Annotated in this window: 25 protein-coding genes; 20 read left to right on the forward strand and 5 right to left on the reverse strand. The window is 42.8% G+C overall.

From position 1 onward, the window contains the following. Positions 1-225 precede the first annotated feature (225 nt). Positions 226-1,923: a gamma-glutamyltransferase gene (ggt, locus tag ACRHOZ_RS01160; RefSeq protein WP_431121438.1), complete on the reverse strand. Its 1,698-nt coding sequence runs from the start codon at positions 1,921-1,923 to the stop codon at positions 226-228. A gap of 202 nt (positions 1,924-2,125) precedes the next feature. Here ggt and ACRHOZ_RS01165 point away from each other — a divergent pair, with 202 nt between their 5' ends. The 9 genes from ACRHOZ_RS01165 (at position 2,126) to ACRHOZ_RS01205 (ending at position 10,279) form a co-directional block, all read left to right on the forward strand. Continuing rightward, positions 2,126-3,844: a sugar-binding protein gene (locus tag ACRHOZ_RS01165; protein ID WP_431121440.1), complete on the forward strand. Its 1,719-nt coding sequence runs from the start codon at positions 2,126-2,128 to the stop codon at positions 3,842-3,844. Positions 3,845-3,850: 6 nt separating this feature from the next. Continuing rightward, a complete protein-coding gene (locus tag ACRHOZ_RS01170) occupies positions 3,851-4,429 on the forward strand; it encodes a DUF1287 domain-containing protein (RefSeq protein ID WP_431121442.1) in 579 nt (192 codons plus the stop codon). Between the two features lie 71 nt (positions 4,430-4,500). Then, positions 4,501-5,268, forward strand: coding sequence for a molybdate ABC transporter substrate-binding protein (gene modA / locus ACRHOZ_RS01175; protein WP_431121444.1), 768 nt, complete (start codon positions 4,501-4,503; stop codon positions 5,266-5,268). Continuing rightward, complete coding sequence (locus ACRHOZ_RS01180) at positions 5,261-5,665, forward strand: TOBE domain-containing protein (RefSeq protein ID WP_431121446.1); 405 nt, start codon at positions 5,261-5,263, stop codon at positions 5,663-5,665. The genes modA and ACRHOZ_RS01180 overlap by 8 nt, the downstream gene beginning before the upstream one ends. Further along, positions 5,662-6,333, forward strand: coding sequence for a molybdate ABC transporter permease subunit (modB, locus tag ACRHOZ_RS01185; protein ID WP_431121448.1), 672 nt, complete (start codon positions 5,662-5,664; stop codon positions 6,331-6,333). Before ACRHOZ_RS01180 ends, modB begins: the two co-directional genes overlap by 4 nt. Beyond that, positions 6,330-7,205 carry a sulfate/molybdate ABC transporter ATP-binding protein gene (locus ACRHOZ_RS01190; RefSeq protein ID WP_431121450.1) on the forward strand — a complete coding sequence of 292 codons (876 nt, stop codon included), beginning with the start codon at positions 6,330-6,332 and terminating at the stop codon, positions 7,203-7,205. Before modB ends, ACRHOZ_RS01190 begins: the two co-directional genes overlap by 4 nt. A 17-nt stretch (positions 7,206-7,222) precedes the next feature. After that, complete coding sequence (gene rluF / locus ACRHOZ_RS01195) at positions 7,223-7,945, forward strand: 23S rRNA pseudouridine(2604) synthase RluF (protein WP_431121452.1); 723 nt, start codon at positions 7,223-7,225, stop codon at positions 7,943-7,945. Between the two features lie 201 nt (positions 7,946-8,146). After that, on the forward strand, positions 8,147-9,013 hold the full coding sequence (locus ACRHOZ_RS01200; protein WP_431121454.1) for a hypothetical protein: 867 nt from the start codon (positions 8,147-8,149) through the stop codon (positions 9,011-9,013). A 621-nt stretch (positions 9,014-9,634) separates the two neighbouring features. After that, on the forward strand, positions 9,635-10,279 hold the full coding sequence (locus tag ACRHOZ_RS01205) for a response regulator (protein WP_431121456.1): 645 nt from the start codon (positions 9,635-9,637) through the stop codon (positions 10,277-10,279). 113 nt (positions 10,280-10,392) lie between these two features. On the opposite strand, the gene dnaK is transcribed toward ACRHOZ_RS01205, so the two are convergent. Further along, the gene (gene dnaK, locus ACRHOZ_RS01210) at positions 10,393-12,309 is read right to left on the reverse strand and encodes a molecular chaperone DnaK (RefSeq protein ID WP_431121458.1); all 1,917 of its coding nucleotides are present in this window, start codon (positions 12,307-12,309) and stop codon (positions 10,393-10,395) included. A gap of 361 nt (positions 12,310-12,670) precedes the next feature. Here dnaK and ACRHOZ_RS01215 point away from each other — a divergent pair, with 361 nt between their 5' ends. The 7 genes from ACRHOZ_RS01215 (at position 12,671) to ACRHOZ_RS01245 (ending at position 19,589) form a co-directional block, all read left to right on the forward strand. Further along, positions 12,671-14,095 carry an L-serine ammonia-lyase gene (locus ACRHOZ_RS01215; protein WP_431121460.1) on the forward strand — a complete coding sequence of 475 codons (1,425 nt, stop codon included), beginning with the start codon at positions 12,671-12,673 and terminating at the stop codon, positions 14,093-14,095. Positions 14,096-14,132: 37 nt separating this feature from the next. Next, positions 14,133-14,546 carry a thioredoxin fold domain-containing protein gene (locus tag ACRHOZ_RS01220; protein WP_431121462.1) on the forward strand — a complete coding sequence of 138 codons (414 nt, stop codon included), beginning with the start codon at positions 14,133-14,135 and terminating at the stop codon, positions 14,544-14,546. 2 nt (positions 14,547-14,548) lie between these two features. Continuing rightward, a complete protein-coding gene (locus tag ACRHOZ_RS01225) occupies positions 14,549-15,481 on the forward strand; it encodes an FAD:protein FMN transferase (RefSeq protein ID WP_431121464.1) in 933 nt (310 codons plus the stop codon). Beyond that, positions 15,462-15,686: a DUF4266 domain-containing protein gene (locus tag ACRHOZ_RS01230; RefSeq protein WP_431121466.1), complete on the forward strand. Its 225-nt coding sequence runs from the start codon at positions 15,462-15,464 to the stop codon at positions 15,684-15,686. The genes ACRHOZ_RS01225 and ACRHOZ_RS01230 overlap by 20 nt, the downstream gene beginning before the upstream one ends. A gap of 9 nt (positions 15,687-15,695) precedes the next feature. Continuing rightward, positions 15,696-16,919: a DUF3570 domain-containing protein gene (locus ACRHOZ_RS01235; protein ID WP_431121468.1), complete on the forward strand. Its 1,224-nt coding sequence runs from the start codon at positions 15,696-15,698 to the stop codon at positions 16,917-16,919. 261 nt (positions 16,920-17,180) lie between these two features. Further along, positions 17,181-18,911 (forward strand): hypothetical protein, encoded by a 1,731-nt coding sequence (locus ACRHOZ_RS01240; RefSeq protein ID WP_431121470.1) that lies wholly within the window; start codon positions 17,181-17,183, stop codon positions 18,909-18,911. Positions 18,912-18,920: 9 nt separating this feature from the next. After that, a complete protein-coding gene (locus tag ACRHOZ_RS01245; RefSeq protein ID WP_431121472.1) occupies positions 18,921-19,589 on the forward strand; it encodes an SCO family protein in 669 nt (222 codons plus the stop codon). Between the two features lie 19 nt (positions 19,590-19,608). Here ACRHOZ_RS01245 and ACRHOZ_RS01250 read toward each other — a convergent pair whose 3' ends face one another. Beyond that, entirely contained in the window at positions 19,609-20,091 is a 483-nt protein-coding gene (locus tag ACRHOZ_RS01250) for a nuclear transport factor 2 family protein (RefSeq protein ID WP_431121474.1), read from the reverse strand. Positions 20,092-20,162: 71 nt separating this feature from the next. On the opposite strand from ACRHOZ_RS01250, the gene panB reads away from it, so the two are divergent. Both panB and ACRHOZ_RS01260 read left to right on the forward strand, forming a co-directional pair. Beyond that, on the forward strand, positions 20,163-20,981 hold the full coding sequence (gene panB, locus ACRHOZ_RS01255) for a 3-methyl-2-oxobutanoate hydroxymethyltransferase (RefSeq protein WP_431121476.1): 819 nt from the start codon (positions 20,163-20,165) through the stop codon (positions 20,979-20,981). 89 nt (positions 20,982-21,070) lie between these two features. Then, positions 21,071-21,712: an RluA family pseudouridine synthase gene (locus ACRHOZ_RS01260; RefSeq protein ID WP_431123308.1), complete on the forward strand. Its 642-nt coding sequence runs from the start codon at positions 21,071-21,073 to the stop codon at positions 21,710-21,712. On the opposite strand, the gene ACRHOZ_RS01265 is transcribed toward ACRHOZ_RS01260, so the two are convergent. After that, positions 21,702-23,246, reverse strand: a complete 1,545-nt coding sequence (locus tag ACRHOZ_RS01265; RefSeq protein ID WP_431121478.1) for a hypothetical protein — start codon at positions 23,244-23,246, stop codon at positions 21,702-21,704. The genes ACRHOZ_RS01260 and ACRHOZ_RS01265 overlap by 11 nt on opposite strands. Before the next feature lie 146 nt (positions 23,247-23,392). Between ACRHOZ_RS01265 and ACRHOZ_RS01270 the strand changes: the two genes are divergently transcribed. Then, positions 23,393-24,565, forward strand: coding sequence for a 2-isopropylmalate synthase (locus tag ACRHOZ_RS01270; protein WP_431121480.1), 1,173 nt, complete (start codon positions 23,393-23,395; stop codon positions 24,563-24,565). A 26-nt stretch (positions 24,566-24,591) separates the two neighbouring features. Beyond that, on the forward strand, positions 24,592-25,710 hold the full coding sequence (gene leuB, locus ACRHOZ_RS01275; protein ID WP_431121482.1) for a 3-isopropylmalate dehydrogenase: 1,119 nt from the start codon (positions 24,592-24,594) through the stop codon (positions 25,708-25,710). Here leuB and ACRHOZ_RS01280 read toward each other — a convergent pair. Next, positions 25,703-26,944, reverse strand: coding sequence for a peroxiredoxin family protein (locus ACRHOZ_RS01280; protein WP_431121484.1), 1,242 nt, complete (start codon positions 26,942-26,944; stop codon positions 25,703-25,705). The two genes, leuB and ACRHOZ_RS01280, sit on opposite strands and share 8 nt — an antisense overlap. Between the last annotated feature and the right edge of the window lie 3 nt (positions 26,945-26,947).

Genomic DNA, 26,947 nt, shown 5'->3' on the forward strand with positions numbered 1-26,947 from the left:
AAAAGCTTCACCATCGTGAAGCTTTTTTGTTTTTTGGGATTCTGGCATTTGCAAGAAGCTCAGGTATTTTTCAAAATTGCCTTCACTCCAGAGCATTGGACAATATATAAATTAAAAGACTGTAACAAGAATGATTAAACAAGTCATTGGAACCCATCCTTTGTTCTGCTAGCTCGAAACTCAAAACAAGGTGCTATCACTGGTAAATTAAACTCAAAAGTTTGTTTAATATCCTGCTGCCTGCCCATCCTTACGGCTTTCGGAAGCACCATGATAAACTTTGTTTTCGTCATCCCATAAAATGGCTTGGTAGCCTCCATAGATTCCACGAGCGGTACCCATGCGGTGGCCTTTATCCATTAAACCTCTAATGGTAGAATATGGTATCCCGGATTCTGTTCGTATCGTCCCTGTGTTCTCGGTGGTCGCTCCCATGGGGCTCGCTCCACCCGTATGGTCCCATCTAGGGGCATCACCAGCCTCCTGGATGTTCATTCCAAAATCAATCAGGTTCATAACTATTTGTGTATGGCCCATGGGTTGAAAATCTCCTCCCATCACACCAAAACTGAGATAGGGTTTGCCATCTTTGGTCACAAAGGCTGGGATTATGGTATGAAAGGGTCGTTTTCCTGGCTCATACGTATTTGCCTGACCTCGTTTTAAACTGAACAACTCGCCCCGGTCTTGGAGCATAAAACCCAATTTGGGTGGTGCCATTCCAGAACCCATCCCGCGGTAATTGCTTTGAATCAATGAAATCATGGTGCCTTCATCATCCGCTACTGTCATATAAATGGTCTCTCCTGCGGAGATTTCCCCGGCAGAATAAGTTCCGGCTCTATCGCCAATCTGATTTCTTCTGTCTTCAGCGTAATCATCGGAGAGCAGTTCCTTAACAGGAACATCAAAAAAATCCATGTCGGCATAATATTTCGCACGGTCTTCAAAAGCTAGTTTTTTGGCTTCCGTAAAGAGATGGAGGTGTTCCGTACTTCCAAATTCGATATTGGAAAAATCATAACCCTCCAGTATTTGCAGCATTTGAAGTGCAGCAATTCCCTGGCCATTCGGCGGAAGTTCCCAAACATCATACCCCCTATAATTAATGGATACAGGTTCTACCCATTCCGACTTGTGCGCTGCCAAATCTTTGGCCGACAGAAAGCCTCCTTGGTCTTTAATGAACTTTCCTATGGTTTTGGCAATATCCCCTTTGTAATAGGCATCCCTACCCCCCTCAGCAATTTTTCGATAGGTATTGGCCAAGTAAGGATTTTTATAGATTTCCCCTTCGTTGGGTAATTTTCCGCCATTTTGGGTTTTGTAGGTATCCTCAATATTCGGAAACCCTTTTGATTCAAAAAAGGGAATAGTGCGTTGTATGTACCACGCAATAAGTTCAGTTAATGGAAAGCCTTTTTCGGCATAATCAATAGCTGGTGCGAGTATTTCAGTCATGGGTTTTGACCCAAACTTCTGGTGTAATTCAAACCAACCATCCACTGCACCAGGCACACTAACAGGGAGCGGCCCATGCGATGGGATTTTATCCATACCCTGTTTTTCAAAATATTCCAAGCTGAGTTTTTGCGGTGAACGTCCACTTGCATTCAAGCCATATAGCTTTTGGGTTTTTCCGTCCCATACAATAGCAAACAAATCCCCTCCTATGCCACATCCAGTGGGTTCCATCAATCCAAGAGCAGCGTTTGCAGCAATGGCAGCGTCTATGGCATTACCGCCATTCTTAAGGATATCCAATCCTATTTGGGTTGCCAAGGGATGGCTAGTGGCCACCATTCCATTTTGTCCCAATACCACCGAACGAGTGGCAAAAGGCTCCCCAGTAATTCGGTCTTGGCCAATGCAATATTGGATAAGGATGAAAAAGCAAAAGAGGAAACACATTGAATTTTTCATTAGGTCATGGGTTTTTGATTATCCCATAAAATTAAAGGGATTTTCAAACAATTGCTAAAAGGCTGCTGGAAATGAATTGGTAAGTTAACCATATATGGCCGCTAGAGAATCCCTTGTTAAGCTCCCAAACCCTCAAGAAAAATGCTAACTTTAAAGCAATTCTTAATAACCCATTCCAAACTGGGCTTCCAATACAATCATTGTGAACCAATATCTTTCACCCTTTTTTCTAGCGATTGCCTTTCTAAGTTTGTGCAACTCTTGTCTGAATAAAGAAAAACGTCCCGACACTCCAAACCATGCCAGCATCGAGCGATGGAGCGAAGAACGAATCAACGATTGGTATGAGAATCAAACTTGGCTGGTCGGTGCCAATTTTGTCCCATCTTCTGCCATCAATCAATTGGAAATGTGGCAGGATGATACTTTTGACACTTTGAAAATCGACAAAGAACTTTCCTGGGCCCATGATTTGGGATTTAATACCATGCGTGTGTTTTTGCACAATCTGTTATGGGAACAGGATTCCCTTGGCTTAATAAATCGTGCGGAAAAATATCTTGAAATAGCGGACACCCATCAAATTAAGACCATGTTTGTTTTGCTGGACGATGTTTGGGACCCGAATCCAAAATTGGGCAATCAGCACGAACCCAATCCCCATGTGCATAATTCTGGATGGGTGCAAAGTCCTGGACATGAGGTTTTGGTAGATTCAACCCAGCATAATAAATTGGAACATTATGTTAAGGGTGTGCTTAATCATTTTAAGGATGACCCGCGTGTGCTTATCTGGGATTTATATAACGAACCAGGTAACCCCAATAGCAATAGTTATGGGGAATTGGAACCCGAGAACAAAGAAATCCATTCGTTAAGGCTATTGAAAAAGGTGTATCAATGGGCGAGGGAAGTAAATCCCTCCCAACCCCTTAGCATTGATATTTGGACTTCGGTCAATAAAGAATTGGATGAGATGAGTGACATTGACAAATTCGCCTTTGAAAACTCCGATGTCATCAATTTTCATTGCTATGCCAATGCCGAAGCCACAACCCAAATGGTAGAACGCTTGTCCGCTGCCAACCGTCCCTTATTCTGCACCGAGTACATGGCTCGTTCTGTCCATTCTACCTTTCAAGACATACTCCCTATATTCAAAAAACATAAGGTAGCGTCCTACAGCTGGGGTTTTGTTTCAGGAAAATCCCAAACCATTTATCCTTGGGATTCATGGCAAAAGGAATACACTGCGGAACCAGAACTTTGGTTTCATGATGTTTTACGGGAAGATGGCTCGCCCTACAAGCAGGAAGAAGTTTCTTTTATTCAGTCGATCACAGGTGACGCTGAGATTTTAGTGGATGCCGAATTGGGCGATTGGGATAGGCACCATTACCTGTTTGGACTGTCAGATCCATGGAAGCTTAAGGCCAAAGATCAAACCCATTTTGATTATGTGGTCACTCCTGAGCACTTCTATTTTTACTTCAAGACCATGGATGCCACCCCTACCAAAATCACATATGTAAACGAACGTTCCTTGCTACCTGCAGACAGGGTGGAATTGTTTTTCTCTTCGGATAAGGAGTTGACAGAATACTATGGTGCCGAAATGACCCCAAAGGGTGAAGTACTTGATTTTAAGGCAAGTTTCCCAAGGAATATTGACCATGGCTGGGACTTTAAAACCCTTACCCTGGCTACTAAAGATATTGATGGGGGTTATATTGTGGAAGGCAGTATTTCAAGAAAAGAGCTCGAATCCTTTGGTATCCAAAATGAATGCTATTTGGGTGTTTTCCGAGCGGATTTTCACGGCGGCAAAAAGGTGAATTGGTATACCAAAACCATCCCTGACTCCCCTAAGGCGGATTTTCATATCCCTTCTGCCTTTAGTAAGGTTTCTTTGAACGAATAGCACCCAATGAAGGTTTTAAAGTTTCTCTTTTTCCTGTTTGCCTGTCAATTTTCGTTTTCCCAAGTAGACACGCAAATCTTAGAATTGGCCGATGCAGCTTTGGAACTCACCAAACAACAGGTTACCTATGACCCCCGTTACTTTTCTATAGCTTATCCAAATGGGGACGTGCCAAGTGATAAAGGGGTTTGCACGGATGTCATTATTAGGGCCTATCGCAAAATTGGCATCGACCTCCAAGAAAGGGTACATCAGGATATGAAAGCACATTTTCAGGAGTATCCCAAAATTTGGGGGTTGCAATCCACAGACACCAACATAGATCATCGAAGGGTTCCAAATCTGATGACTTATTTAAAACGTCAGGGAGCCTCGCTACCTATTTCCAATCAAGCTGCGGACTATTTACCTGGAGATGTGGTATGTTGGAATCTGGGCGGGGGAACTACCCATATCGGAATTGTATCCCATAAAAAATCCCGTGACGGGCACCGATATCTTATCGTTCATAATATTGGGCGTGGGCAGGTTTTGGAAGATTGCCTATTTGATTTTAAAATTATAGGACACTATCGCTACCCGTAGATACATGACTTTTCATTTTTGTGGCCTGTTAAGAGATTCATTGTTCAAGCTATAGTACCTTTAGATGGAATATGAACAAAGTTTATCTTTTAATAGTTACGGCTTTTCTTTTCGTTCTAGGATTAGGGTGCAATTCTGGCAACACATCCAAAAAACTGACCATCGCGGTTTCGTCCAACATGCAGTATTCCATTCAGGAAATAGCCGCAAAATATACGGAGCATACAGGAACAGACTGCGATTTGGTAGTGGGTTCCTCAGGAAAACTCACCGCCCAAATCATGGAAGGAGCACCTTTTGATGTATTCCTCTCCGCGGATATGAAATATCCCCAAATGCTTCATCAAAAAGGACATACCAAGGCGGCGCCGAAAATTTATGCGCTTGGGAGACTGGTCTTGTTTGCTACCAACAAAGAACTTATCCCTAAGTTGGAATTTCTCATAAGCGATAGTATTGCCCATATAGCGTTGGCAAATCCCAAAACAGCACCCTATGGTAGGGCGGCCATGGAAGTATTGGAGCAACATGGGTTGATGGATTTGGTCAAGGGCAAACTGGTATACGGTGAGAACATTTCACAGACCAATCAGTTTATGACCACTGGGGCTGCCCAAATGGGATTTACGGCCAAATCTACTTTAATCGGTACGCCTTTATCCCAGCAGGGCCATTGGATAGAATTGGACACGGATAGCTACACACCTATTCAACAGGGCATTGTGATACTGGAGAATCAAACAGGTCAAGACCAGGCTTCCCTCTCATTTTTGGAATTTATTTTTACAGAGGAAGCCCAAGAAATTTTGAAGAAATACGGATATTCGATATATGAATAGTTTACAGGGGACCATTGTGGATATTGAGGTTAGTGGACATCTGTCTCTTGTAACGGTTGAAGTGCATTCGATGACCCATATCAAAGCTATAGTGGTGGAAACACCAGAATCTGCGGATTACCTCAAAAAAGGCGAAGTAATCAATGTTTTGTTCAAGGAAACTGAGGTCGTCATTGGGGTGGGTGAATCATTTCATATCAGTTTGCAGAACCGAATACCTGGAAACATCAAAAACATAGATAAGGGAGCTTTGCTGGGAAAGGTGGTCTTGGAAACCCCGATGGGTGAAATCACTTCCATTATCAGTTCCAACGCAATAGGCCAACTGAAACTGAAGAACAGCGCTCCAGCCACCGCACTGATCAAACTAAATGAAATAATGTTGGCCAAACTATGAGTTGGGAACCCCTAATATTGACTTTTAAATTGGCTATGGTCACTACCCTGGCCTTGTTGTTGGTTTCCATACCCCTCTCCTATTGGCTGGCGTATTCCAAAGCTCGAATCAAGCCCATTGTTCAGACTTTGGTGAGCATGCCTTTGGTTCTTCCACCTACAGTTTTGGGATTTTATTTCTTGATTGCGTTTAGCCCCAATACCATTTTTGGAGGCTGGCTCAATGAAGCCTTGGGAATTCAATTGGTATTTTCATTTCCTGGGCTTGTAGTGGCATCTTTACTGTATAGTTTGCCTTTTATGGTGCACCCCATTCAATCCGGGTTTTCTGGAATTCCAGACTCCCTTCGGGAAGCATCCTACCTCATTGGCAAATCCAAGTTTCGCACCTTGATGAAAGTGCTTTTGCCCAATATCAAACCTTCACTGCTAACCGGTATAGTGCTTTCTTTTGCACATACCGTTGGAGAATTTGGGGTGGTCTTGATGATTGGGGGCAACATTCCTGGAAAGACCAAGGTAGCATCCATTGCCATTTATGATGAGGTTGAGGCCCTGAACTATGCGAGCGCCAATTTTTATTCCTTGATCTTGTTTGCAATCACATTTGGAATACTGCTCACGGTATATTTGATCAATGGTGGACATCTTAAAAAGTTTTGGAAATGATAAACATCCAAACACAAAAACAATTGGATGGACCGGAAGGCCCTATGCTCCTAGACCTGGATTTACAGGTTCCGCGGGGTCAATTGGTCACCCTTTATGGCCTTTCTGGAGCAGGCAAAACGACCACCTTGAAAATCCTTTCGGGATTAATGCAGCCAGAAACAGGTAAAATTGAGGTTGACGGCAGTGTTTGGTTGGATACATCAAAGAAAATCCGTCTAAAACCACAAGATCGAGAGATTGGGTATTTGTTTCAGGACTATGCCCTGTTTCCCAATATGAGCGTGCTGCAGAACTTGGAATTTGCCCAACCCAAGGACAAGGATTCTGGAATTGTCCAGGAACTTATCCAGATTATGGAACTTGGAAACATTCAAGACCGAAAACCGGATACCTTATCAGGAGGGCAGCAACAGAGAGTGGCCTTGGCCAGGGCCCTGGTTCAACAACCCAAATTACTTTTATTGGATGAACCGCTTTCGGCCCTTGATCTAAAAATTCGACTCAAATTGCAGGATTATCTGCTCCAGGTACACCGTAAATATGAACTAACCACCTTGCTGATCAGCCATGACATTGGGGAAATCCATCGATTATCGGATTGGGTTGTGGTCTTGGAGGAAGGAAAGGTAGTTCGCCAAGGGAGTCCATCCGAAATTTTTATAAACCAGAACCTAAGTGGTAAATTCAAATTCAAAGGAGAAGTACTCCGCATCGAGAAAAATGAAGTGGTTTATATTGTTACCGTTTTAATCCAAAATGAAGTGGTCAAAATAATAGCCCAGGAATCCGAAGTGAAAAATCTTGGCATTGGAGATGCCGTCATCGTGGCCTCCAAAGCATTTAATCCGATAATCTACAAAGTTTCTTGAAGGGAAATTGAAAATGTATGAAAGAGACAAGAATCAATAAATACTTGAGTGAGGTTGGATTTTGTTCCCGTCGGGAAGCGGATAAGTTAATTGACCAAAGTAGGGTGACCATCAATGGAAAAATCCCGGAAATGGGGACAAAAATCAAACCCTCAGATGAAGTCCGGGTGGATGGAGAGTTGATCTCCGAGCCCAGGGATAAATCTGTGTACCTGGCCTTTCACAAACCTGTGGGAATCGTATGCACTACGGATACAAGGGTCGAAAAAGACAACATCATTGATTATATCAACTACCCAAAAAGGATTTTTCCCATTGGCCGTTTGGACAAACCCAGTGAAGGACTCATATTCATGACCAATGACGGAGACATCGTAAATAAAATTTTAAGGGCTAGAAACCATCATGAAAAGGAATATATCGTCACCGTCAATAAACCCATTACCTCAGACTTTATACGCCGCATGCGCAATGGCATTCCCATATTGGGAACCATGACTCGAAAATGTGAAGTGGAAAAATTGGGGTCACACCAGTTCAAAATAATCTTGACCCAAGGTCTTAACAGACAGATACGCAGAATGTGCGAGCATTTGGATTACCGGGTAAAAAAATTGAAACGGGTCAGGATAATGAACGTAAGCTTGGATGTTCCGGTGGGAAAATGGCGCCATCTAACAGAGCAAGAGCTTCGCGAAATCAACAAACTAGTGTCAAGTTCCTCCAAGACACACGATTAGGTTTGTGCAATCAGTCGGTTAAAATGCACAAAACATCGTTAACTGACCTTTTTATAGATATCACATTGTTAATGAATTAAAAAATATTCGATGAAATGCAGTTTTTAATCGATATAATTCAAAAACTATGAAAAATTAATAGGTAATTCTTAAAAATCTTTCTCCAAATTTGTGATGTATTAACCCCCAAATCTGTACATCATGACACGTTCATTAACCCATCAGTCCATTCTTGTTACCGCCATATTCTGTATTATGCAGGTAACTGCGCAAAATCCCATGAAATTTGAAAATAGCATTGGGATTATCGAAGCCTCCAACGGCAAAAGTAATGGCCATGTATCCACATTGGAAGGTTATATCCCCTCCATGTCGGTAACCCAAGATGGTAAAACGGCATACTTCAGTAAAACCAGTGAACAAAAGCCATTGTACGGATTATTTTCCAAAAAGGAACTTATCCATGAGGTTTATCGCGCTGAAAAAATCAACGGTAAATGGAGCAACATCACCAAAATAGCCGTGTGTCCCAAATATGCCTCTGCCAAACATCCTACGGTTTCCGATGATGGTAAACGTCTATTCTTTGCATCCAATATGAAGGGAAGCTATGGGAAATATGACATCTATGTTGCTGACATCAACTCTGATGGAAGCCTAGGAATATCCAAAAACCTTGGCCCCAAGGTAAACACTAAAGAGGACGAACTATATCCAAATATTTATAACGGTACGCTCTTGTTCTTTGCTTCTGAAGGACGTGATGGATTTGGAGGCTTGGACCTCTATGCCACTCAAGTGACCCATAACAAACTGACTCCTTCGGTAAACTTGGGAAGCCACATCAACAGCAGCAGGGATGATTATGCCATACAATTGGATGTTGAAAAAGGGGAAAGCTATGTAGTATCCAATAGAGGCCAAAACCATACCATTGAGCAGGTAACCATTGCCTATAGAAGACAACCTATGGACAATACCGTGGTGGCCTACAATGATAACAATCTCAACGCTGCATTAAATGCGGACTCGGCAAATACGTATACTGGAACTTCCTTTGAAGATTAACAGTACGGCATAAGTTGGTCCACTACCTGAAGATTATCTGATTTTGTCAATTATAGAACATTATTGAACTATGGTAAATTAAACAGGGGGAACCAAAAATTATCATAGAAGCGGGTTGTGTTATTTCATCCGGACCAATTTAGTAAGAATAGGATGCTCGAAAAGGGCATCCTATTTTGTTTTATACAGTTCTGAATGCGCTTATACCTCATGAAATTTGAGTTAAACCAAAAGTGCATTTGAACGAAAAAAACTACAAATTGTTCTTTTGAAGGAATAAAAAACTTAATTTAATTTTGGAAATAACATATTAACCCAAATCTTATACTCATGAAAAAAGCTACTAATCTTAGTGCCAGAACAAATCCCCCAGACCAAGCAAAGGCACTTTTCTAGCACCCTTTATTTTTTCTAGACTACTATTGATTTAATCCCTTTGGGATTGTTATCAGCATGTCCACTCTTGGACATTGGTCAAACCTGTTAGGTTCTGTTTTATATCTGGAACACTCAGGTTTGCCATGTTCTCCATGACTGGATGTGCGGACAGGACGTGTTTTACCTGAATCTAAGGTAAACGATGATGTATATGACAAAATCAGATAATCAAATCTAGTAACCATGAAAACTGAAACATTAAAAATTGTAATTATTGATAATGACGAAAAACTACACCCCCTCTACCAACAGTATTTCACCGATTCGTTATTGTATGAACTGGTAGCGATTTACACTTCCGTAAATCAATTTATTCCAAATGTTGTTAGAACAAGACCGGACATTGTGGTTTCCGAAGTTAATTTGACCGGTATTTCGGGAATTGATGGCATTCCTTATTTCAAGAAACAAAATACCTCCTCCAAGGTTTTGATGATAAGTGGGAAATGCGACTTCGAGGTGATAAAAGAAGCATTTAGAAAGGGAGCCGATGGTTTTTTGACCAAGCCCCTAGCCAAAAATCGATTGCTCAATGCCATTGCGGAATTGCACCAACATGGAGTGGCTTTAGAGCACGAGGTGGCCAAGAAAATCATTCATTCTTTCCAGGTCAAAACGTTCGAGAGCTTTTCAAAAAAGGAAAATCAAATTATTGAGTTGCTCACCCATGGGTATACGTATAAAATGATTGCCGACAGGCTTTGTGTAACTCCCAGTGCCGTGAATTTTCACATTCAGAACATCTATGTAAAACTCAATGTGAACTCCAAATCTGAAGCCTTGAAGAAACTGCAAGAGATGGAAGTTCGACAATTGAATGCAGCTTAGCTTGATACCCTTACAAACAAAAAAAGCCCGCTAAAAGCGGGCTTTTTATTTTGGACAATTAATGTCTTATTTCACTTCTTCGAAGTCTATCCTTCGTCCTTGCTCAGGACAGGCTACTTGACTTCTTCGAAGTCTACGTCTTCAACGTTATCGCCTTCAGCTGAATCACCTGCTCCAGCATCACCACCCGCTGCGGCATCTGCAGCGCCATTGGCTTGGGCAGCTTCGGCCTGGGCCTTGTACATCTCTTCAGATGCCACTTTCCAAGCTTCGTTGATTTTCTCCAAAGCTGGTTCAATAACCACTACATCTTTGGTCTCATACGCTTTCTTCAGCTCTTCCAAAGCCTCCTCGATTGGCTTTTTCTTATCATCCGAAAGTTTATCCCCAAACTCCTTCAATTGCTTTTCTGTTTGGAAAATCATTCCATCGGCCTCGTTCAACTTATCCGCTTTTTCTTTGGCTGCTTTATCCGCTTCTGCATTCGCTTCTGCCTCCGCTTTCATCTTCTCGATTTCCTCCTCGGTCAAACCTGAAGAAGCTTCAATTCGGATATCCTGCGTTTTGTTTGTGGCCTTATCAGTTGCGGAAACCTTGATGATTCCGTTCGCATCGATATCAAAGGTCACTTCAATTTGAGGTGTACCTCTTGGTGCGGGTGGAATCCCATCCAAATGGAATCTACCAATGGTTTTGTTATCCGCTGCCATGGGGCGCTCTCCTTGCAGTACATGGATCTCAACCGAAGGTTGATTATCAGCCGCTGTAGAGAATACCTGTGATTTTTTGGTTGGGATTGTGGTGTTTGCCTCAATCAATTTGGTAAACACGCTTCCCATGGTTTCGATACCCAAAGAAAGTGGGGTAACATCCAAAAGAAGTACATCTTTCACATCTCCTGTCAATACACCTCCTTGGATTGCAGCACCTACGGCCACAACCTCATCCGGGTTAACCCCTTTGGAAGGTTTTTTCCCGAAGAACTTCTCCACGGCTTCCTGCACGGCAGGGATTCTTGTAGATCCCCCTACCAAGATAATTTCATCAATGTCGCTTTTGGAAAGTCCAGCACTCTTTAGTGCAGCCTCACATGGCTCTATGGTTCTCTTCACCAAATCTCCAATCAATTGCTCAAACTTGGCTCGGCTCAAGGTTCTAACCAAGTGTTTAGGGCCAGAAGCAGTAGCTGTCACATAAGGCAAGTTGATTTCGGTTTGGGCAGAAGACGACAATTCAATCTTTGCCTTCTCCGCAGCCTCTCGTAAACGCTGTAGCGCCATGGCATCTTCCCTTAAATCAAGTCCTTCGTCGTTTTTGAACTCTTCAGCCAACCAGTCAATGATTTTTTGGTCCACGTCATCACCTCCCAAGTGGGTATCTCCGTCTGTAGCCAATACTTCAAAAACACCATCACCCAATTCCAAGATGGAAACATCGTGTGTACCACCACCAAAATCGAACACTACAATCTTTTGATCCGTATCTTTTTTATCAAGTCCGTAAGCCAATGAAGCCGCAGTTGGCTCATTGATGATTCGCTCCACAGTTAAACCGGCAATTTCTCCAGCTTCTTTGGTGGCCTGACGTTGGGAATCATTAAAGTATGCCGGTACGGTGATCACCGCTCTGGTCACATCCTGTCCCAAATAATCCTCAGCCGTTTTCTTCATTTTCTGAAGGATCATTGCTGAAAGTTCTTGTGGCGTGTACAAACGTCCGTCAATATCTACCCTTGGGGTATCATTGTCACCTTTTTGTACTTTATACGGTACTCTGTCAGCCTCTTTTTTGGATTCTGAGAACTTATTTCCCATAAATCGCTTGATAGAGTAGATTGTTTTATGAGGATTGGTAACTGCCTGACGCTTGGCCGGGTCTCCAACCTTGATCTCTCCGCCTTCCACGAATGCGATGACGGACGGCGTGGTTCTTTTCCCCTCTGCATTGGGGATTACCACAGGCTCATTACCCTCCATTACAGAGACGCAGGAGTTGGTCGTACCCAAGTCTATACCTATAATTTTGCTCATTTTATTTAAAGTTATATCTGTTGAAAATTCATTTTTGTCTCGCTCTAGAAGTGACAATGATCATGCCATGCGTTGGAATATGACAAGGTGTCAGACATAAGGGGGTTGAACTCACAGTAAAGAGTATTGGGCAGTTGGAGATTGGAGATTGGTGCTTGATGCTTGATGCTTGATGTTTGGTGCTTGGAGCTTGGAGTTTGGTGTTTGGTGTTTGGAGTTTGGCAAACCGATTATTGATTATTGATTATTGATTACTGATTACTGATTACTGATAATTGATTGCTGATTCAGAAACTAACTAACTCCCCACCCCATAATTTGTACTTGCGCTCTTCTTATATTTGGGAAAAATAATTTGCCTGTGGAATGCATTAGCGTTTTTGACATGCTTAAAATCGGTGTGGGGCCTTCCAGCTCCCATACACTAGGGCCTTGGAGGGCCGCGGAACGCTGGATTCAAGAGCTTAGAGAACAACAGATTTTTGATGCCGTTTCTGAGATTAAAGTCTATCTCTATGGGTCATTATCCTTAACGGGAAAAGGACACGCAACGGACATAGCTGTGATTATGGGGCTCCTGGGCAGTGATCCCGAAACGGTACCTACGGATAGTATCAACAGCACCATAGATACCATAAAAACTTCTGGTAAGTTGGCACTTGGAAATGAGCGCGAAATTTCTTTTTCCTTTTCGGACGATATTGTTTTTAAAAAAGAGTTCCTGCCGTTTCATGCCAATGGGATGCGCTTTGAAGCAAAACTCCACGATGGGCAGAGCCATTCAGAAACCTATTATTCCATTGGAGGGGGTTTTGTGGTCAAAGAGGACCTTGGACATTCCCAAGAAAATAAAGCCACGTTCAAAGCATTTCCCTGTCCTATTAAAACGGGGGATGAACTCTTGTCCTATTGCGATTCAAAAAAAACATCCATCTCAGAAGTAGTACTTGAAAATGAACTCTCCCTAAGATCATCTGAGGAAATAGATGCTGAATTGCAACGTATTTGGCATACCATGTTGGAATGCATGTATTTGGGGTGCCACACCCAAGGCACGCTTCCCGGAGGCCTCAATGTAAGGCGGAGGGCTTTTGAAATGCATCAAAAATTGAAAGGAGAACTACCCTATTCCAACCCAGAGGAATGGTTGGGGGTAATCCGAAACACAGAGGTCAAATTTAGGCAGATTTTGAAATGGGTCAGTTGTTTCGCTTTAAGCGTAAATGAAGTCAATGCCTCCTTGGGTAGGGTTGTCACTGCACCCACCAATGGCAGTGCCGGGGTCATACCCTCAGTTTTGATGTACTATATGGTCATAGAAAACCATTCGGCGAATTTTGAGCACATTAAAAAGTTTTTGTTGGTGGCGGGTGAGATTGGCAGTATATTTAAAAAAGGTGCGACCATATCCGCGGCCATGGGAGGATGTCAAGCTGAAATTGGGGTATCCTCGGCAATGGCAGCAGGTGCTTTGACCGAACTATTGGGGGGCACCCCCGAACAAGTTTTGGTAGCGGCTGAAATTGCGATGGAGCACCATCTAGGGCTTACTTGTGATCCTATTGGGGGGCTGGTACAGGTACCGTGCATAGAACGCAATTCCATGGGAGCGATCAAGGCCATCAATGCTGCGGAGTTGGCTTTGGAAACCGACCCCAAGGATGCCAAAGTGCCTTTGGACAAAGTAATCAGCACCATGTGGGAAACCGCCAAAGATATGAATACCAAGTATAAGGAGACTTCCGAAGGAGGGCTAGCTGTTGGCGTCTTTTTAAGTGATTGTTAAACCAAAAATAATTCGATAAGTAATTCAACCTTAATTCATGGCAACCTCAAGATTTTTTTCGTTAGGACTTGGTGCGCTTGTTTTTCTATTGCTTGCTTTCAGCCCAAACAAGGAAATGGAAAGTGAGTATCGGCTCATCCTGTTTGAAGGATCTGATTGGTGCGTGAACTGTATTCGGCTCGAAAAAAATGTATTGAGCAATGCTGCTTTTATCTCCTATGCAGAAAAACATGGTATCCGTATTGAACGCATCGATTTTCCGCAACGAAAGCAATTGGACGAAGCTACCCAGCAATACAATGCCGAAATGGCGGAGAAGTATAACTTTCAGGGTATTTTCCCTACCCTCATTTTAGAAAAAACCGATACCAAGGAAACCCAAACCTTGGAGTATCTGGACCAAAGTTGTTCCGATTTTATTGACCAACTATCATCAAACCTTAACCCATAGGTATGCTACGTTACAAAAGACAACAAAAATTAATGGGCTGTTCTTTTGAGTTGGGTGTGGTACTGGATGATGAAGTCAAGGCCCATCAAATATTGGATGAAGGGGTTAAGGAAATCCAGCGCATTGAGGATTTGTTATCCGAGTTTAAAGGGGATTCCATTATTTCCAATATCAACACAAAGGCATACGAAATACCAGTTCATGTAAATCCAGAGGTCATGGAGCTGCTAAAACGCTGTCAGCAAATATCCAGACTCTCCCAAGGGTATTTCGATATCTCCGTGGGACCATTAAAAAAACTGTATCGGTTTAGGAATGCCGAGTTCACCTTACCTGGTAAAAAGGACATTCAAAGGGTCAAAAATCGAGTGGGTTATGACAAAATCCAGCTGGATGAAGACTCCAATGCTGTCCGTTTGAAACAAGAAAACATGCACCTCAGCATGGCAGCCATTGGAAAAGGATATGCCGCGGATAGGGTAAAACAAATTTGGAAAGATCACAAATTACCAGGAGGCTACATTGATGCCAGTGGCGATTTAACAGCTTTTGGCACCGATGAGAACGAACAAGCCTGGAAGATTGGCATTGCCAATCCGGATGACAGAGATCAAATCCTTTTTCATATTCCACTGAACGATGCTTCCCTAGCCACTTCCGGGGATTATGAACAACATTTTATGTACCGCGGGGTCCGCTATTCACATAACATCAATCCTAAAACCGGGCTTCCGGTAATAGGAGTCAAAAGTGTTTCTATCTTTTCCCCTAGTGCAGAGCTTTCAGATGCCCTTGCTACGGCGGTATATGCCATGGGCGTTGACAAAGGGCTTTCCTTTTTGAATCAACTCCCCCAAACCTACGGTATTATTGTGGATGACCAAAACAAGGTGTTTTTTACCAAGCAATTACAATATGAACCAATTCCTGCCTAAGATTTTCGCCTTGTTCCTGCTACTGGTAAGCTTGGAATCCTGTTCCACGGCCTTAAAACCTTATGAAAGACAATATATTAACGACCCTGAAATGTCCATGACCGGATTCAGTGCGAATAAATTTCAACATTACGCTCATGCCATTAGGGAAGGGTCCGTAACCGCTGAGGGCAAAAAAGGCAGTGGGGGCTGCGGTTGCAATTAGGGTTAAAGGATGAACAAACGCACTTTACTTGTTGGCAGCCTTGCATTTTCCCTATTGATGGCGAAAGCACAGAATAGGAGCAAATCCGAATTTAAGGTCAAGGAGACCGAAGTGGAGCTTTTGTATAACCACTACCTTCAAAATGGCGACAACTCTGCCGTGACGGGTGGAGAGGGAACCGAACGCTTGACGGTATACGGACCTTCTTTCAACCTCAAAAAGAAACTGGGTAAAAACGGAATTAATTTTCAGCTTGGTGCCGACATTATTTCCTCAGCTTCCACTGATAATATAGACCGAATTAAGTCTTCCGCCTCCCGCCTGGATGCTCGCAGTTATACCAGTCTTCACTATACCCGCTATCTGGAAAAGAGTAAAATGACCTTAAGTGTTGGACTAAGCGGTTCCATAGAATCGGATTACTTTTCGATTGGAAAGCATTTAGGTGTGACCAAAACTTCCCAAAATGATATGCAAACATATTCGGCGGAACTCCAGATTTTTAATGACGATTTACGTTGGGGAAGACTCGATGATGGGTTTTTGTCAGAGCCCCAATTTTTGATTTACCCCGTTGAGCTTAGGTTTCAGGAATGGTATGATGAGTACCGACGGGACTCCTTTAATCTTAACCTAGGATTCACCCAAGTATTGGATCAAAGAAACACTATTGGCATATTTTCAATCCTCAGTTTGCAAAAAGGACTATTGGCAACGCCCTTCCACAGGATTTTCTTTTGCGATAATTCAAGAGGGGTGGAACAGTTTCCAGACGAAAGGCGGAAGCTTGCGGTTTCCCTTAGATGGAATAGGTTTACAACAGGAGGAGTCATTCTAAAAAATAAAGTGGGGTTATATACCGATGATTTTGGGATTCTGGGACTTACCTTGGACAATGAAACTGCTATTAAGCTAAGTCCTAAATGGACGTTACTCCCTAGCTTTAGGTACTATACGCAAAAAGAATCCAAATTTTTTGCCCCAAAAGGTGAACATGACCCTACTGAAGAATTTTACACCTCAGACTACGATCTATCGGGTATCAATTCCATTACCGTGGGCATGGGCTGGCGACATTGGCCAGCTTCGCGTAAAAACAAGGGGTTGCATAATTTTTCGTTTCGGTATTTCTTTTATTCCCGTTCCAATGGGTTAAAGGCGCATACCGTTTCCACCTCCTTTAATTTTCTGAAAAAACGCAAGGGAAGGGCAAGAAAAAACAAGTCCAAATAGGGAAGAGCAACAGAGAGTTTTCCAACAAAACTAACCCATTATACTTCAGGAAGTGCCATTTACACAGTTGCAGGACGGCTGTCTCATTTTTTTAGTACCTTGTATTTTATTATTAATCAACCCTTTACAGTTATTTTTTAATTACCTAAAATGACTGTCAGTTCTTCCCTTGGGTTGCATCCAAAAACAATGGTCAATACCAATTTGAATTTGGAAATGTAAGTTTCGAATACATGCTTTTTAACAATAACAACTAACACTATGAAAACTAAATTAAGTCTCGTCGTAATTGCGCTGGGATTGCTCACAATGATCCACTTTTGGTCCAAAAATGGTTCTTTGGGAACATCGAAAACGTATCAAAAAGCTTCCTTTGCCTTTATTAAGTGTACTCCTACCACATTTTTGCTAGACGGAATTGACAGTACCCAGCAGATTTCCCCACTTTTCGAAAATCTTGGGGAACTGAGTTACAAAATCACTACGCAAAATGAACGTGCACAAACCTTTTTCAACCAGGGATTGAGATTAACCTATGCCTTCAATCATGCCGAAGCACACCGATCCTTCATGGAGGCTTCACGATTAGATCCAACATCAGCTATGACCTACTGGGGCCAGGCATATGCATTGGGACCAAATATCAATGATCCCCTGCCCCCTGAAGAACGAAAAATAAAAACCAATGAGGCTCTCGCCAAGGCAAAAAAATTTGCGGCCAACGCCACTGCAAAGGAAAAAGCGCTCATCAATGCCTTGACGGCCAGATACAGTGAGGATTTATCCAAGGATGTAGCCGAACTCAACATGGCTTATATGCATGAAATGGCCAAAGTGCAGCAGCAATTTCCAGAAGATGCCGAAGTTCAGGTACTATATGCCGCCTCGGTCATGAACACCGTACCTTGGAACTATTGGGACGATAATGGGAATCCATCACCCAACATTCCCGAAGCCAAGGCCGCCTTGGAAAAAGCAATAGAAATTAATCCAGACAATCCTGGAGCCCACCATTATTATATTCATATGGTGGAATTGCCAAAACCTGACTTGGCGGTGGCCAGCGCTGATAGGCTTGGAGGACTCATGCCAGCAGCAGGACATATTGTACATATGCCATCCCATATCTACATTCGCGTTGGGCGTTATTTGGATGCAGTAAAGTCCAACCAAGCCGCTATTTTGGCCGATGAGGATTACATTTCCCAATGCTATTCCCAAGGTTTATATCCATTAGGTTATTATCCACATAACATTCATTTTCTTTGGTCCGCAGCGAGCTTATTGGGGGATAGTGAAATTGCCATTGACGCAGCCAAAAAAACCGCAGAGAAAGTTCCAACAGGAGAATTGATCAATCTTCCCTTTTTGCAGGACTTTGCCTCCACCCCATTACTCGCCTACACACGATTTGGAAAATGGAACGAGATTTTGACCATTCCCGCTCCCAATCCTGAAATCAAACATCTCAACCTTATCCGCCACTATGCCCGTGGAATGGCATTTGTGCGCAAAGGAAACAGCAAGGAAGCCAAAGAGGAACTGGATGCAATTGCCGCTCTCAAAAATGATCCTGACTTGGAGGATTTGGTTGCCACAGCACATAATCCCTCCATCAATTCAGCGAATATTGCTTATGAAGTGGTAGCTGGAGAGCTTGCAGCTTTGAATGGGGATGTAACCAAGGCCATTTCACATCTGGAAAACGCAGTGAAATTTGAAGATGGGTTGACCTATACGGAGCCTGCTGCCTGGCATATTCCAACCCGTCAGAACCTGGGAGCCGTCTTAATGGCTGCCAAAAAGTATGCGGAAGCAGAGAAAGTCTATCGCGAGGATTTGAAAGTCCTAAGGCAAAACGGTTGGTCCCTAATGGGCTTACACAATAGCTTGAAGGCACAAGGTAAAATGGAAGAAGCGGCCAAAATCAAACAAGAATTTGATCAAGCCTGGGCCCATTCAGATATAGAAATTGAAAATTCCACCCTATAACAAAAGCCTATGAAATTTTCGAAGTGGCTCAACCAATCCAAAGTGCCGATAGCCGTTGTGGCTATTGGTACTCTTATGGTTGTTTATCTGTTTCCCAACCAGAAAAAAGAGTTGCCGGTATATGGGCCTCAGGATTTTGACCCAGAACTGGTGGATGTTGTTCTTCAAAATACCCAAGCACTCCACACTGTTACAGATTTTAGCCTAATCAATCAAGAAGGGGAACATATCTCTCAGGAAAATTATAAGGATAAAATCTATGTAACTGATTTCTTTTTCACCCGCTGTCCCAGCATATGTCCTATTATGTCCAATAATATGCAAAAACTGCAGCAAGAATTTTTGAATGAGGATGATGTAATGCTGCTGTCCATGTCGGTTACCCCAGAAATGGACAGTGTTCCTGTATTAAAGGAATATGCCCGTAGAAATGGAGTGTTTAAATCGAAATGGAATATTGCCACTGGCGACAAAAAACATATTTATGACCTGGCACGTAAAAGCTATTTTGCCACCGTTGATTATGGAGATGGTGGACTCCAAGACTTTATCCACACCCCAAACTTTGTGCTTGTAGATCAAAATAAACAGATACGGGGTGTCTACAATGGAACTGATACCGATGACGTAAATCGGCTTATTGGTGACATTAAGTCACTGGTCTACCAAATAAACTGAACGGCAAGCTGAGCGCTCCTTATTCTTCCAAGCACCCTGCCCTACCGCGGGTATCAATGAGGTAAATGATTTTCCATTCCCCGTCAAAGTTGACCAGTTGAAAAGAGTTGATTCCGCAATGGCTGAATTCATTGTTTAACCAGAATTCATAGCCCACCCAGGCATTGGCCATAGTGCGATCTACTTGAATGGAAAACGAAGTAAGTTTCTCTTCAAAGGAAATACTATCCGGGATGCTTGTGATGGAGCTTATCAATTTGTCAAATTTCTCCGTTCTAAACAGGGTCTTTCCCTCTTTGTTACGCCCCGTAGTTTGCAATACGACATCATCGGCTACCAAACTTTTCATGGCTGCGGAATCCTGTTTGTGGAATCCATCAAAAAAAGATTCAATGACCTTTTTGACGTCTTCTTTATCATCATAACTGGAAGCATTTGGGCCTTGGGCTGAAAGATTGAAGACTACAACTAAGGATAGTACAAGGGTAAATAGTGTTTTCATGGTTTTACGTTTTTTGATTGCTGTCCAATTTAAACAAATCTGCTTACATTTAGTTCCTAAAATCGAACGGAATGTCAGTCGCAAAAAAAGAATACAAGCGGGTCACAGTGAAATCATTGATAGAAATGAAACAGCATGGAGAGAAGATTTCCATGCTCACCTCCTATGATTATTCCATGGCCAAAATTGTTGATGACGCACAGGTAGACGTTATTTTGGTGGGCGATTCCGCCAGCAATGTAATCGCTGGTCATGAAACCACCTTGCCTATCACTCTGGACCAGATGATTTATCATGCCAGTTCAGTGGTTCGGGCTGCCAAGCGTGCATTGGTGGTAGTGGATATTCCCTTTGGGAGTTATCAAAGTGACTCCAAGGAGGCCTTGCGTTCTGCTATCAGAATCATGAAAGAAAGTGGCGCCCATGCCGTAAAAGTGGAAGGAGGAGCAGAGATAAGACAGTCCGTTATTCGTATTCTGGAGGCTGGAATTCCCGTTATGGGGCATTTGGGTCTCACCCCCCAATCCATTTATAAATTTGGAACCTATACGGTTCGTGCCAAGGAAGATGAGGAAGCTAAAAAACTAAAAGAAGATGCCAAAATGCTGGAAGAATTGGGATGCTTTGGCATTGTTTTGGAAAAGATTCCGGCCAAATTGGCCCAAGAAGTAGCAGAAAGCGTTTCCATTCCAATTATTGGCATTGGTGCTGGCGGAGGCGTTGACGGCCAAGTGCTTGTTGTCCATGATTTACTTGGAATGACCCATGAGTTCAACCCGCGTTTTTTAAGACGTTATATGAACCTTTATGAAGACATGGGAAATGCCATTTCCCAATATGTGGATGATGTGAAAAGTAGGGATTTCCCCAACGAGAGCGAACAGTATTGACCAATTATCAATTTTCAATTATCAATTTTCAATCGTCTGATAAGTCCACTCCATCCAATCTAAATGTCCTTTACGAGGATAACCACCTTATCGTGGTCAATAAACGCGCGGGTGATATTGTACAAGGAGATAAAACGGGGGATGTTCCGTTAAGCGAAGTGGTCAAATTGTATCTCAAGGACAAATACAATAAGCCAGGAAACGTGTTTTTGGGTGTCGTTCACCGTTTGGACAGGCCCACCACCGGAATTGTACTGTTTGCCAAAACCTCCAAAGCCCTGCCCCGACTCAACAAGTTGTTTTCTGAAGGAAAAACCAAAAAGACCTATTGGGCAGTCGTTAAGGAAGCTCCGAAACAAACATCAGCAGAGTTGGTACATTGGCTGGTACGAAATCCCAAACAGAATAAATCTTATGCGTATCCCAAAGAAGTCCCCCAAAGCAAAAAGGCCATTTTGGAATATCAATTGATCAAGCGGTTGAATGCTTACTCCCTACTGGAAGTTGACCTTAAAACCGGGAGACACCATCAGATTCGGGCTCAATTAGCAGCCATGGGCTGCCACATTAAAGGGGATTTAAAATATGGTGCGACCCGAAGCAATAAAAATGGTGGGATTCACCTGCATGCCAGAAGTTTGGAATTGGAACATCCAGTAAAAAAGGAAAACATCAAATTACTGGCTCCGCCACCGGACGATTCCATTTGGAATGCGTGCATTAACGGGTAATGGCCAACGCCTTCTCTCGGATGACCTGCCCAACAGGTTTGCTTTGTAAATGACTTTCCAGCCACGACAAAATATCCAGGTACAGGAAGGCCCGCTTCTCATAGGGGTGGTTTTCATACCGTTTGAGCTCGTTATACAATTTTTGGAACTCATTTTTTAAATCACTGGGGTAGATTTCCCCAAGATTTCGCAGAAACTTGATCATTTCTTGTTGTACCGCATGTAGGTCGTTCATTTTAAGCAAAAACTTATAGGTACTCTTCAATTGCACCTCCAAATGATAGTCCATACCTGCCTCATAATGTGCCACCAAGCTTAAAACCCTGGCAAAGCACATCAAATCTTCCCGCATTTTTAGATTCTTGTTGGAAATGATTTTTTTGAGGTAAACAATGCAGTTTTTATGATCACCTGTGCCAAAATATAGACAGGCAATTTTATAGTAGAGCAGCATTATATGGTGCTCATCTATGCGGGGTCGGTGTTTTTTGATCCCGTACTCAATAATATTCACCAAATACAGCCCCTTTTCAAAGGTTCCTTCCAGAAAATGGAGGTTTAATTTGTTGGAGTTGATGTATAGAAAGGCGAGCGAGGCAATATTATCATTGCTTGGAAACCCTGAATGGTTTACCTGAGCCTCCAATCGTTCCAAGGTTCCCCGGAACTGGGACGCGTATTTGACAAAGAAGAGCGACTCCAAAAGATAATGGTTGCCCTTCAGGAAAAACACGGGGTTTAAGGAAATCATTTCCTTGTTCTCATAAAAGAGATCCACCCATTTGCTGGCATATTTATAGGAGGATAAAAAGTCCTGTGTCAATAAACTATACCACAGATGTGCTTTGTACAGCCAAAGCTTTTCGCGAAATCCCAACTTTTCTATATCATAGGAAGGTAATTGCGCCTCAAAATAGCTTCGGACCTTCTGCAAATCCTCATCATTTCTTACGTAGCCCACCTTCAACATCATTCCATAGAGTTGCAGGGAAAGGTTAGAGAGTTTACTGGTCATCACATTGTGTTCAGACAACTCTTTGGCCTGTTCTGCAAGCTCATTGGCCCTATCTGGGATACTACGGGTAATGTATTGGGTTTCAATTATTTTTTCCAGCTCCACAATTTCATAGGCCACATTTTTCTCCTCGTGCTCCATGGCCAAGTTCTTGGCCTTGTCCAAAATTTTCAAACTCTGTTTGTACAAGCCTTTTTGATACAGAATGGTAGCAAAATCCAACTGCTCCCTAATTTGCACCCTAATGTTCTGGTTTACAGGATTCAATCGCAAGCTCACCAAGATTTGTTTGTACAGGTGGGCCTTCAAATTGGAAAGCTGTGCCTTTTTTACGATTCCGCTGTCCAAAATCTGCTTCTCATCATAGCTTTTCATTTTGTCCAACAAATTGAACAGCGCCAAAAACTTTGCATCCGTATTCACCCCAAGTCGACCCACATACAACTTAAACTGTCGCTTTTCGGATTTGGAAAGTGACTCGATCAACACAAACAAGGCATCCTTATGGGTATTTGTCATCGTAAAAATTATGCTTTAAACATTTGTAATTCAGATAATTAAACCTACTGAAATACAATTTAACGTTGTAATGGATTTTAGCAATTTATGGTTCTTGCCAAGCACTGAATTATCTTCGTGTATATTAGCAAAAACTGGCTTAGATAATGGGTAAAGATAAGGTACAAATTTTTGACACAACCCTTAGGGATGGAGAGCAAGTCCCGGGTTGCAAATTGGATACAAAACAAAAGTTGGTCATAGCCGAGCGATTGGATGAGTTGGGAGTGGACATTATTGAGGCAGGCTTTCCTATTTCAAGTCCTGGCGATTTTAATTCGGTTCATGAAATTGCCAAGTTGGTGAAAAATGCAACCGTCTGTGGACTAACGCGAGCGGTTAAAAAAGATATTGAAGTGGCCGCGGAAGCCATAAAAATTGCCAAGCGCCCCAGAATACATACTGGGATTGGAACCTCGGATTCGCATATCCAGTTTAAATTCAATTCTACCCGTGAAAAAATTATAGAACGAGCGGTAGAAGCCGTTTCTTATGCCAAATCCTTTGTGGAGGACGTGGAATTCTATGCAGAGGATGCTGGTAGAACAGACAACGAATATTTGGCCCAAGTCTGCGAGGCGGTCATTAAAGCGGGAGCTACAGTGTTGAACATTCCAGACACTACGGGTTACTGCTTGCCAGAGGAGTACGGTGCCAAAATGAAATACCTAAAGGAAAATGTCAAGGGTATTGATAAGGCCATTTTGTCTTGTCACTGTCATAACGATTTGGGATTGGCCACGGCCAATTCCATTGCAGGAGTGATCAATGGAGCACGTCAGATTGAATGTACCATCAACGGTATTGGAGAACGGGCAGGTAACACCTCTTTGGAAGAAGTGGTTATGATTTTAAGACAGCACCCGTATCTCAACTTGGATACCGATATCAATAGCCAACTACTTTTGGATACGAGTCAAATGGTTTCCCAAAAAATGGGCATGCCAGTGCAACCCAACAAAGCCATTGTTGGCTCCAATGCTTTTGCCCATAGCTCTGGAATTCACCAGGATGGGGTAATCAAACAAAGGGAAACCTATGAAATCATAGACCCAAAAGATGTGGGTGTTAGCGAGTCTTCCATTGTTCTAACGGCTAGAAGTGGTCGTGCCGCATTGGCCTATAGAGCTAAAAATGTGGGATACGAACTCACCAAATTGCAACTGGATGTTGTGTATGAGAATTTCCTAAAGTTCGCTGATCGCAAAAAGGAAATCTTGGATGAGGATATTCATGAGATCATAGACACTAGTGGAATTTCCATCCAAAGCATGGCCTAGTTCCCATTGACACAAAATACCATTGCATGAACTTGAATATTGCTTTGCTGCCCGGAGATGGTATTGGACCTGAAGTTTTGGCCCAAGCGGTTAAATGCCTTCAAGCCGTTGAGGAAACTTTCAATCATCAATTTATCTATAGGGAAGCTGCGGTAGGAGCCGTTGCTATTGACAGAAAAGGAAGCCCATTGCCAGATACTACCCTGAATCTTTGCAAAGAGGCCGATGCCGTTTTGTTCGGTGCTATAGGCGATCCCAAATACGACAATGACCCCAACGCCAAGGTGCGCCCAGAACAGGGACTGTTGAAGCTAAGAAAAGAGCTCGGGCTATTTGCCAACATTAGACCCGTTAAGGTTTTTCCATCCCTGATTCAAAATTCCCCTTTAAAACGGGAAGTCATTGCGGGAACTGATTTTATCATTTACAGGGAATTGACCGGCGGCATCTATTTTGGCGAAAAACATTTGAATGAAGATGGAACCGTTGCCTCAGATTTATGTGAATATTCCGAAAAGGAAATCAGTAGGATTGCCCATTTGGCGTTTAAGGCTGCCAAAAACAGACGCAATAAGCTCACCTTGGTCGATAAGGCCAACGTATTGGAATCTTCGCGTCTTTGGCGAAAGGTAGTGACCAAAATTGGCGAAAGCTATCCCGATGTGCAATTGGAGTACATGTTCGTGGACAATGCTGCCATGCAGATTATTCTTAATCCCAGTCAGTTTGATGTGATTCTAACGGAAAATATGTTTGGGGATATTCTTTCTGATGAAGGAAGCGTAATTGGTGGTTCCATTGGACTGTTGGCCTCAGCCTCTGTGGGTGAGGACAGCGCCATGTTTGAGCCCATTCATGGATCGTATCCGCAAGCCAAGGGGCAGGATATTGCCAATCCGATTGCTTCTATATTATCTGCTGCAATGTTACTGGAGCACTTTGGTCTTTTTGAAGAAGCCATGGCCGTACGGGAAGCGGTGGATAAATCCCTCAAAAAGGGGGTGGTTACACCAGACTTGGATTCCAAGAGTCAATATGGAACCAACCAGGTAGGCGATTTTGTGGCCGAAAACATTGTGGATAGTGGGGATGACTTCAACATGAACGATGAAAATATCGATCTAGGGAAATCCACCATCATTTAGCAACAATTTCCTCTGCTTCCGTCAGCTCCTGAATGGTTTCGGAAAATTCCTTTTTGAACAGCTCATATTTTTCTCCCGTGGCCGGACCATTAAACCCAGTGTGTATCTTTTTCACATTGCCTTGTTTATCAATGTAAATGGTAGTTGGATAGGATATCACATGATTGAGCATCGGTAATTTTTCATTTGCCTTTTGCTTACTTGACGTTCCATATTGGGCCAATAGTATTGGATAGTCCACTCCTGCCCTTTCCCGCAATCTGGCTATGCCTTCAAAGGCCTTCTCCTTGGTCTTTGCATACTCAAAAGCCAAAGCCACAAATTCTATATCCAAGTTTGGATTATTCTTCAAAAAATCGACATAAAAACGGGTTTCATCCAAGCAATTGGGACACCAAGTTCCCATAATTTGTACCAATACCGGTTTATTGTTGAAGCGTTCATCGGCTAAGCTCACCATGTTACCTTCCACATCTTCAAAGGAAAAATCAAACCGGTCATAGCCTTCCTTTAAAAAAGTGAGTTCGTCAGCATGAGTAAGCTCAAACATATCGTTGCGTTTACCTTGGAACGGAGAGACAAAATGGTTGCCCGAATAAAAGGTTCCCTGCATGGTACTATCCACTACTTCGGCAGTAAATAGAAATACATGGGCACCGTCGAAAGCCGAAAGTTTTACCGTAGTGCCATTAATGGCCCCTTCCAAATATCTGTAATCCCCGGAATGCGTTCTAAAAGTGCCTGTAACCTTGTTTCCGGTCTGTTTAAATATTCCTTTACCAGGATATTGGTTGTCCTGCCCAAAATTAAAATAGGTTTCCCACACCCCTGAAACATCTATGGCAGGATCCTCGGTAACTTCAAAACGGTCGCGCTTTCCATACGCAGCATGGAAGGGAACTACCCGATTTAGACTTTCCTTGATAAAACTTCCCTGAATACTGTTTTCGCTGTAGGTTCCTTCAATGTATCCTTCAAAAATGGGCATTTGAATTCGGATTACGCCATCTTTCATCTCAAATTCATCTACAACCACCACCTCTTCGGCATTGTACATTTCCATGATATAGGAACCATCTTCATTTTTGGAAATGGAAAAATTAAACGGTAGGGTCTCGGTTTCCGAAACATCCATGGCTCCCCACCAATCCCCAAGTTTAAGGGGTATTTCCCTGCCCTCGCAAGACAACAACAATAAAAATATACTTAGGGTGACGAACCTAACTTTTCCCATACC

Source organism: Flagellimonas flava (genome assembly GCF_050617915.1).
Taxonomy (GTDB): Bacteria; Bacteroidota; Bacteroidia; order Flavobacteriales; family Flavobacteriaceae; genus Flagellimonas; species Flagellimonas flava_A.

Excerpts from the sequence above, each read along its gene's own strand:
- ACRHOZ_RS01235 (WP_431121468.1), top strand. The coding sequence starts at position 15,696 with ATGAACAAACGCACTTTACTTGTTGGCAGCCTTGCATTTTCCCTATTG.
- ACRHOZ_RS01225 (WP_431121464.1), top strand. The coding sequence starts at position 14,549 with ATGCTACGTTACAAAAGACAACAAAAATTAATGGGCTGTTCTTTTGAG.
- ACRHOZ_RS01280 (WP_431121484.1), bottom strand. The coding sequence starts at position 26,944 with ATGGGAAAAGTTAGGTTCGTCACCCTAAGTATATTTTTATTGTTGTTG.
- ACRHOZ_RS01170 (WP_431121442.1), top strand. The coding sequence starts at position 3,851 with ATGAAGGTTTTAAAGTTTCTCTTTTTCCTGTTTGCCTGTCAATTTTCG.
- panB (WP_431121476.1), top strand. The coding sequence starts at position 20,163 with ATGTCAGTCGCAAAAAAAGAATACAAGCGGGTCACAGTGAAATCATTG.
- ACRHOZ_RS01200 (WP_431121454.1), top strand. The coding sequence starts at position 8,147 with ATGACACGTTCATTAACCCATCAGTCCATTCTTGTTACCGCCATATTC.
- dnaK (WP_431121458.1), bottom strand. The coding sequence starts at position 12,309 with ATGAGCAAAATTATAGGTATAGACTTGGGTACGACCAACTCCTGCGTC.
- ACRHOZ_RS01240 (WP_431121470.1), top strand. The coding sequence starts at position 17,181 with ATGAAAACTAAATTAAGTCTCGTCGTAATTGCGCTGGGATTGCTCACA.
- leuB (WP_431121482.1), top strand. The coding sequence starts at position 24,592 with ATGAACTTGAATATTGCTTTGCTGCCCGGAGATGGTATTGGACCTGAA.
- ACRHOZ_RS01205 (WP_431121456.1), top strand. The coding sequence starts at position 9,635 with ATGAAAACTGAAACATTAAAAATTGTAATTATTGATAATGACGAAAAA.
- ACRHOZ_RS01270 (WP_431121480.1), top strand. The coding sequence starts at position 23,393 with ATGGGTAAAGATAAGGTACAAATTTTTGACACAACCCTTAGGGATGGA.
- ACRHOZ_RS01250 (WP_431121474.1), bottom strand. The coding sequence starts at position 20,091 with ATGAAAACACTATTTACCCTTGTACTATCCTTAGTTGTAGTCTTCAAT.
- ggt (WP_431121438.1), bottom strand. The coding sequence starts at position 1,923 with ATGAAAAATTCAATGTGTTTCCTCTTTTGCTTTTTCATCCTTATCCAA.
- ACRHOZ_RS01190 (WP_431121450.1), top strand. The coding sequence starts at position 6,330 with ATGATAAACATCCAAACACAAAAACAATTGGATGGACCGGAAGGCCCT.
- rluF (WP_431121452.1), top strand. The coding sequence starts at position 7,223 with ATGAAAGAGACAAGAATCAATAAATACTTGAGTGAGGTTGGATTTTGT.
- modA (WP_431121444.1), top strand. The coding sequence starts at position 4,501 with ATGAACAAAGTTTATCTTTTAATAGTTACGGCTTTTCTTTTCGTTCTA.
- ACRHOZ_RS01245 (WP_431121472.1), top strand. The coding sequence starts at position 18,921 with ATGAAATTTTCGAAGTGGCTCAACCAATCCAAAGTGCCGATAGCCGTT.
- ACRHOZ_RS01180 (WP_431121446.1), top strand. The coding sequence starts at position 5,261 with ATGAATAGTTTACAGGGGACCATTGTGGATATTGAGGTTAGTGGACAT.
- ACRHOZ_RS01230 (WP_431121466.1), top strand. The coding sequence starts at position 15,462 with ATGAACCAATTCCTGCCTAAGATTTTCGCCTTGTTCCTGCTACTGGTA.
- ACRHOZ_RS01265 (WP_431121478.1), bottom strand. The coding sequence starts at position 23,246 with ATGACAAATACCCATAAGGATGCCTTGTTTGTGTTGATCGAGTCACTT.
- modB (WP_431121448.1), top strand. The coding sequence starts at position 5,662 with ATGAGTTGGGAACCCCTAATATTGACTTTTAAATTGGCTATGGTCACT.
- ACRHOZ_RS01220 (WP_431121462.1), top strand. The coding sequence starts at position 14,133 with ATGGCAACCTCAAGATTTTTTTCGTTAGGACTTGGTGCGCTTGTTTTT.